Source organism: Achromobacter maghribensis, from assembly GCF_057334215.1.
Genome location: NZ_JBHFII010000054.1, coordinates 171,526 through 179,327, shown reverse-complemented (window position 1 = coordinate 179,327; position 7,802 = coordinate 171,526). Strand labels below are relative to the sequence as shown.

Genomic DNA, 7,802 nt, shown 5'->3' with positions numbered 1-7,802 from the left:
GGCAACCGCCACGGGCGCGGCCACGGCGGCCGGGGTTGCCGCCGGCTCGGCGACGGCAACGGCGGGGTCGGCCGTTTGTCGGGCGGGCGCGGCAGGCGCTTCCAATGCGGTTTGCGGACCGGCGTCGCCGTTCAATGCCAGCATGCGCAGGCACGCCATGATGAAGCCTGCGTACTCGTCGGGCGCCAGCGTCAGTTCGCTGCGGCTGTGCACCGCCACCGAATAGAACAACTGCACCGCATCCGGATGCAGGCTCAGCGCCAGCCGCGCGATGTCGGCAGCCAGCGGATCTTCGGCCGGCGTGACGCCGGTGACCCGCTGTTCGATTGCCACGCGGGACAGCAGCACGGCCAGATCGGCCAGCGCGCCAGCGTAGGACAGGCCGCGAATGGCCAGCTCGTCGGCAACCGCCAGCACGCCCTTGGCATCGCCGGCGGACAAGGCATCCAGCAGGCGCACCAGGTGGCGTTGATCAATCGTACCGAGCATGCCGCGCACGGCGTCCTCGGTCATGTTGCCCGCGCTATAGGCGATGGCCTGGTCGGTCAGGGAGAGCGCGTCGCGCATCGAGCCCTGGGCTGCCTGGCCGATCAGGCGCAATGCCGGCACTTCGAAAGCGACTTCTTCCTGGCCCAGCACCGCCTGCAAATGCCCGACGATGGAGTCGGCCGGCATCTGCTTCAGGTTGAACTGGAGGCAGCGCGACAGCACCGTGACCGGGATTTTCTGCGGATCGGTCGTGGCCAGGATGAATTTGACATGGGGCGGCGGCTCTTCCAGCGTCTTCAACATGGCGTTGAAGGCGTGGCCCGTCAGCATGTGCACTTCGTCGATCATGTAGACCTTGAAGCGCCCGGCGCCCGGCGAATACACCGCCTGCTCCAGCAGTTGCGTCATTTCCTCGACGCCTCGGTTCGAGGCCGCGTCCAGTTCCAGGTAGTCGACAAAGCGCCCGGCGTCGATTTCCGTGCACGCGCGGCAGACGCCGCACGGCTTGGACGTGATGCCGGTTTCACAGTTGAGCGATTTGGCCAGGATCCGGGACAGGGTGGTCTTGCCCACGCCCCGGGTGCCGGTGAACAGCCAGGCATGGTGCAGGCGTTGGGTGTCGAGCGCATGAGTCAATGCGCGCACCACGTGATCCTGTCCCACGAGGGTATCGAACGATCGCGGCCGCCACTTGCGGGCCAGTACCAGATAAGTCATGGCTGGATTGTAGAGCCTGTTTCGCGTGCTGGCTGAAATGCAAAGGGGACGGGCTTATTCCCGTGGAACGAATCCCTGGAAAATAACCCCGTCCCCCTTGAAAGCGAAGGGCCATGAAATGAAATCATGACCCTTTGCTTTGAAGAATCCGGTTGGCGAGCCTTACTCCGGCACTGACCCTAAACGACTATGGCTGCTTCGTTCCCGACCTGACCAGGTTCACCGTCGAACCATGCGGAGGGGCGGTATGTTGCCCCCTCCCCGGCCCTCCCCCCGAGGGGGAGGGGGAGATGGCTTTGCTTCGCTTGCCATTTTTGGCTCGCTTCGCTTTGCCTTGCTCGCTTCGCCTTGCTTGCTCTCACTCGCCTTGCTTGCTCTCACTCGCCTTGCTTGCTCTTGCTCGCCTGCTTGGTTTGTTTATTGCGTGGGGCGCTTTTTTTATTTTAGGTCGATCCAGGCTTTGGCTCTTGGGAAGTATAGGGCGGCTCTGGCTGTGCGGCCGTCTAGCGCGGTGACCTGGGTGCAGTAGCGCAGCAGTTGTTCGCCGTGGCGTTGGCGCATGCGGGTGGCGAAGGCGGCGGGGGGTTCGCCGGGGTGGGGGCGGCCGGTTTTGTAGTCGACGATCAGCCAGCCGTCTTCGGTGCTTAGCGCCAGGTCGATGACGGAAACTTTGCCGGCGGCGTCGATCAGGGGCCATTCGCGGCGGGCGCCGGATTGGGATAGCAGCCACAAACCGCGGTCGTCCGCCAGCGTGGCTTGCAGGGTGTCCAGCACGGCTTCGGCAGCGGCGTCGGCCTGGCTGGCGGGGATGCCGGCTCTTGTCAGCTGGCGGCGCATCGCGGGGAGGCGGTCCGCCAGGGCCTCGGGCGGCCACGCGTGCACGCCATCCTGCCCGATGCGGGCCAGCCAGGCGTGCGCCAGGGTGCCGATGGCGGCGTCGTAGCCGGCTTCCAGTTGCCAGGCGGGATGTTCGCTGCCGTCGCCCCAGGCGCCTCGAGCGGCCGCGCCGAAGCCGGGGCTGACCGTGATGTCGGACAAGCGCGCCAATTGCGCCAGGCCTTCGCTGGCCACCCGACGCAAAGGTTCGCCTTGCCATTCCGGGCCGTCGACCGCGTCGGGTTCGGGCTCGCCCTGCATCGACGGCGGGACCGGCGTTTCCAGGCACGGCCACAAGCGGCCCAGCAGGCTGGCCGACGGGGGAGGCTTGACCTGGCCGGTGGCCTCGTCCAGCGACACGTGTCCCACCAGATGCAGGCGCTTGCGTGCCCGCGTGGCGGCGACGTACAGCAGGCGGTCGATTTCATAGGACGCACGGCGCGCCTCGCGCGCGCCCAGATAGCGCGACACCGGATCCGCTTCGGTTTCCGCGCGCGGCTTGACCGGGCCGAACAGCACGCGGCGGCCGCTTTGCTCGAAGCGCACCAGCGGCGCCTGGTCGCCGCGCGGGGCGCGGTGCAGGCCGTACAGGATCACGGTTTCGAACTGCAAGCCCTTGGACTTGTGCATGGTCATGATTTCGACCGCGCCATCGTCTTCGTCCGCCGCGTCGGGCGAGGCAAACAGGCGCGAGATGCCGGCGTCCAGCGCCGCGGGGTCGATGCCGCCGTGCGGCGCCAGGCGCTCGACCAACTGGAACAGGCTTTCCGAGTCGTTGGCCACCGACAGGCCGGCATACAGCGCCGGGCCGCCCAGGCGACGCCACAACGATTCGACCCAGGCCGCGAACGGCATTGCGCCCGAATCATTGCGCTTATCCAGCAAGATGGACGCGACCTGGCGCAGCCGCGCGAATTCGTCGGCGCTGAGCAGCGCCTGCGCCGACGGCGATTCGGGCACGGCGGGCGCCGCGTCGAACAGGGAGCCTTGCGGCGCCGTATCGGGCGCGGCGGGCAACGTCGGCCGCGCCATGCGCAGCGCACGTTCCAGCAGCACCGGCACCGGGGTGATGTGATCATCGCCGAACAGACGCTGCAGGGACGTCAAGGTCAGGCCGCAGTATGGCGCGCGCAACACCGAGAGCCACGCCAGCCGGTCGCCCGGATGCGATAGCGCGCGGACGAGTTGCACCAGGTCGGCCACCACCGGACGCAGGGCCAGCGGCACCAGGTCCACGGCGCGGCAACGGATGCCCTCTTGCGCCAGCCGGCGCGTCAGGTTGCCCAAGTGGCTGCGGGCGCGCACCAGCACGGCGACCGGATGCTTGGCGCCCTTGTGATCGGCCAGCGCCTGGCGCACCAGCCCGACCGCGATGTCTTCGGCCTGCGCGTCGGCAGGCGTCGCGCCGGCGCGCGACCAGACCGGATGAAAGCGCACGGCAGGCTCGGGCAACGCGTCGTGGAAGGCGGTGGACGGGCTGTACGCGATGGCGCCCGCGGCGGCGTCGCTGCGTTTGGGCAGCAACGACACGAAAGACTGGTTCACCCAATCCACGATGCCCGCTTGCGAGCGGAAGTTGTCGGTCAGGTTCAGGAAATCGGGGCGCAGTTCACCCACGCCGATGTCCGCCACTTCCAGGAACAGCCCCACTTCGGCTTTGCGGAATCGATAGATGGACTGCATCGGGTCGCCCACCAGGAACAGGGTGCGTCCGTCGCCCTGCTGCCAGCCCGAGGTCAGCGTGCGCAGCAGGTCCAGCTGCGTCTGGCTGGTGTCCTGGAATTCGTCGATCAGCAAATGGCGGATGGACGCATCCAGCTTCAACAGCAATTCGCCTGGGTCGTCGGCGCTACCCAACGCCGAGGCGGCGCGTTGCGCGATCTCGATGAAATCGACCTCGCCCGTATCCGCGAAACGCAGGCGCAACTGCGCCACCGCCAGCGCCAGCGTCATCAGTTGGGCGCCCAGCACTTCCCATTGCGCATCAGTGAAACGCGGCTCGGGGATGTCGCGCACGGCATTCAGGCGGCGCACCCAGGGGGCCTGGGCGTCGGCCGCTTCCAGCCACGCCACGAAGGGTTCCTTGTGCGCACACTTGGCAGGGAAACCCAGGTTTTTGTTGACCGTCTTGCGCAAGCTGCCGGTGCCGGTGAGCAGCAGGTGCGCCACTGCGCGCCACTGGTCCAGCACGTCGGCATCCGGCGGCAACTCCTCCGCCCAGTCCAGCAGCGGCAGCAGCTTGTTGTCGTCATCGCCGTCCTGCAGATGGGTCGCGGCCAGCCGGGCCGGGCCGCACAGCGCGTCGGCCCAGCCGTAAGGCATGGCTTCGCAGAGCGCATCCAGGTCTTCGCCGATTGCCTCGGCCAGCATGGCCTCCATGCCCGCGCGGTCAGATCCGTGGCGCAGCAGCGGCAACCATTGATCGCGCTGGCCCAGCATGTCGGCAATGGCGTCCTTGGCCGCCTGCACGTCCACGTCCAGATGCTGCAGCAGGACGCGCACGGCGTCGTATTCGTCGGCCAGGTCCAGCGTGGCCCGCGCCGCCGCTTCGTAGTTTGCGCGGGCGTCATCGGTGATCTCAGGCATGCCCCCCAGCTCGGACAGCCACGGCATGCTGCGCACCAGACCCGCGCAGAATGAGTCGATGGTGCGGATGGCCAGGCGCGCCGGATGGTCCAGCAGATGCCAGCCCTGCTCTTCGTTGCGCGCCAACGCGGCGCGGGCCAGTTCCCAGCTGCGGCGTTCGTGCATGGCCTCGGGCGGGCCGTCCAGCCCGCGCCGCAGCTTGCTCAGCACGCGCGCGTGCATTTCCGAGGCCGCCTTGCGCGTGAAGGTGATGGCCACGATCTCTTCCGGACGGTTCACCGTGGCCAGCAAGGCCAGGATGCGGTCGGTCAGCAGTTCGGTCTTGCCGGATCCGGCCGGCGCCTGCACCAGGAATGAACGGGTCGGGTCCAGCGCGTCGGTGCGTGCGGCGTGATCCTGCGGTAGGCGTTCTTGTTCAGCCATGGCTCATGCGTCCTCGTCGTCCAGATGCAAACGCAGGAACGGCAGTGCATCGCAGTATTTCAAATCATCCCGCCGGTAGGCCACATTGGCGGCCACCCCGGCGACGTATTCGTCGGCCAGCGCTTCGATCGCCACGCGCCAGCGCTGCCGGATCTCGGGCCACGACAGGCCATCGAAGTACTTGCTGTCTTCGGCAAGCGTGACGCCAGGCACGCCCAGGTCTTCGTCGGCCAGACCTTGCGCGGCCACCTGGCGTGCGTGGATCTGCGCCAGCACCAGGCCGGCCACCTCGCCGCCCGCGGCGTCCGCCAGCACCGACGCGTAGAACGGCAGTTGCACGTTTACCGGCCGGCTGCGCGACCAATCGGGTTCCGGCTTGGCGGCGGCCACGCCGGTCTTGTAGTCAACGATGACATTGCGGCCGTCGGCCAGGCTATCGATGCGGTCCAGCCGCAGTTTCAGGTTCAGCGCCCCACGCTGCCACTGGTGGCTCTTTTCGACCTGGGCGACGGCGAACGGCAGCCGCTGGGCCTCCATGTCCAGCCACGAGGCCAGCACCGCCCGGGCGCGCTGGCACTCCAGCGCTTTCAGCGCGGGCGCATAGTCCTTGAGTTCGTCGTCGGCGGCCTGGGCCACCGCCTGCTCCAGCAGCGCGGCAAGCCGGCCCGTGGCCAGGACCTCGTGCAAGGCCTCTTGGTCGGGCATCATGCCCCAGACCAACTCCAGCGCCTTGTGCAGGAACTGGCCGCGCACGTTCACCGTGGCCATGTCGGCATAAGGCGCCAGCTCGCGTCCGCCCAACCGGTGGCGCACAAACGCCCACAGCGGATTGCGCGCCTGCGTGTCCAGAACATCCAGGCCGCCGCCCCCGCGGTTTCCGGGAGCCAGCGGCGGGCCCTGATTGTCGTCCAGCGATTCCTGGGGCAACGCCGCCACTGCATCGGCCTCGGCCGGCGCCCAGTCCGTCAAGGCGGCGCCGGCAATCAGCGGCGACGGGCGCAGTTCGCGCTCGCCATCCATATGGGCATGGCTGACGATGAGTTCGGGCGCGCATCGGCACAGCGCGGCGTACATGCCTTCGGCCCATTCGCGTTCGCGCTCGGGCGTGGCGCGCGGCGCTTTCGCCTGGCGCAACACGGCCAACGGCAATAGCGGGTTGGGCTTTGGCGACGCGGGCAACACATCGTCGGTCAAACCCAGCATCCAGACACCATCCCAATAGCCGCCTTCGGCTTCCAGCAAACCCAGCACGTCCAGGCGCGCCAGCGGATCGCGTTGCGGCTGGAACGACGCCGACCGCGCCACGCTCTGCAGCAGATTGACCGCCGCCACGCCGCCCAGACGGCCAGCGGCCGGCGCCAACGCCGAAAAACTGCCCAGCGCGTCGCCCAGCGCGCCCATCACCTGGTAGTCCACGCTGTCCAGCACCGCTTCGCCCGGAAAACCCAATGCCGTCAACGCGGCTTTCATGCGCAGCATCCAGACATCGCAGGTGGCTTGGCGGCCGCCCTGGGTCCAGATCTCCATCGCCTGATTCCAGGCTTGCGCCAAGGCCGGCGTATCGGCCAACTGCTTCTTCCAGTCGTGCGGACCGACATGCCGCACGGCCTGCCGGCGCCAGCGCGCGTCGATCGCGGCCAGGCGCGCGCCGTCGCGCACGTCGCCCGCGCAATGCCCGGCCAGCAAGGCGGCGCCCAGCACCTCGACGCCGCAACCCTTGCCGGCGGCGCATTCGGCCAGCGCGCGCAACCAGGCCAGCGCCGCGCGCGCCATTGGCCATTCATTCAACGGCCGGCCTACCGCCACGTTGAACGCGTAGGCTGGCGCACCGTCCCGGCCCGCCAGCGCCTGGCTCAACACCCGCCGCGCGAAGGGCGATTCGGCTTCCAGTTGCGGCGACACGATGGCATAGCGCCCCTGCGGATTCGCCTTCAGATGGCTGGCCGCCCACGCCGCCGCTGCGCGCCATTCCGCCCCCTGGTCCGCGGCCTCGAACCGCCGCGCCACCGTTTCGACGCGTTGCGCGTCGCGCCACTGCCCAACCTCGGTGCCTTGCGCTTCGAAAGCCAGGAGCAAGCGGCGAAAGCGCGGCGACACATCGGTGAATCCGGCCAGCACCAGTTGGGCGGGCGTGGCCAACCGGCCGTCCTCCAGGGCGCGCAGCACGCGGGCATAGCCCTGGTTCGCGTCCTCGGCGTCGATGGCGGCCAGCGCTTCGCGATAGCGCGCACGCCACCGGGCGAAGCCTCGGTACTCGTCGGTGTCTGCTCCAGACGGCACATGCAGATCCCATTCGTCCATCAGCAGATCGGCGTCCATGGACAGGCGCGCTGCCTGGCTGGCATCCAGCAGCACGCGTTCGGCCTCTTCCGCGCGGATGGCTTCCGTCCACACCAGCTGCGTGGCGAAACTGTCCAGCCGATAGGCGGGCACATCGTCGTCCGCCTCGAAGGCCAACTCGTTGGCGGATTCCGCCAGCCAGGCCGACAACGGCAGGATGCGCGGCAGTTCGCTGACCTGGCGCTCCTGGCGCAGCAGGCCGGCCAATTCAAGCGTCAAGCGGCGCGACAAGCGGTTGTTCACGGTCAACACCAGCGTGCCGGCGGCCGGCATGGCGCCGATGTCTGGTAGCGATAGATCAGGATAGGAAAGCGATGCGTCCTGCATGGGCACCTACAAAGCGCGTGCCGGAACGGCAGGCGCGGGCAACA

At 68.4% G+C, this 7,802-nt stretch carries 3 protein-coding genes and 1 other RNA gene; all 4 read right to left on the bottom strand.

The genetic code is table 11. The annotated features are described in order from the left end of the window. Positions 1–1,206: DNA polymerase III subunit gamma/tau (dnaX, locus tag ACE039_RS23760; protein ID WP_485823485.1), on the bottom strand; the 1,206-nt coding region annotated here is incomplete at its 3' end. Positions 1,207–1,357: 151 nt separating this feature from the next. Then, positions 1,358–1,455, bottom strand: an RNA gene (gene ffs, locus ACE039_RS23755) — signal recognition particle sRNA small type. Positions 1,456–1,644: 189 nt separating this feature from the next. Then, a complete protein-coding gene (locus tag ACE039_RS23750; protein WP_485823484.1) occupies positions 1,645–5,091 on the bottom strand; it encodes a UvrD-helicase domain-containing protein in 3,447 nt (1,148 codons plus the stop codon). 3 nt (positions 5,092–5,094) lie between these two features. Next, positions 5,095–7,758, bottom strand: a complete 2,664-nt coding sequence (locus ACE039_RS23745) for a PD-(D/E)XK nuclease family protein (protein ID WP_485823483.1) — start codon at positions 7,756–7,758, stop codon at positions 5,095–5,097. Positions 7,759–7,802 lie beyond the last annotated feature (44 nt).

Bases quoted from the DNA above. Each gene is read 5' to 3' on its own strand.
- ACE039_RS23750 (WP_485823484.1), bottom strand. From the start codon at position 5,091: ATGGCTGAACAAGAACGCCTACCGCAGGATCACGCCGCACGCACCGAC.
- ACE039_RS23745 (WP_485823483.1), bottom strand. From the start codon at position 7,758: ATGCAGGACGCATCGCTTTCCTATCCTGATCTATCGCTACCAGACATC.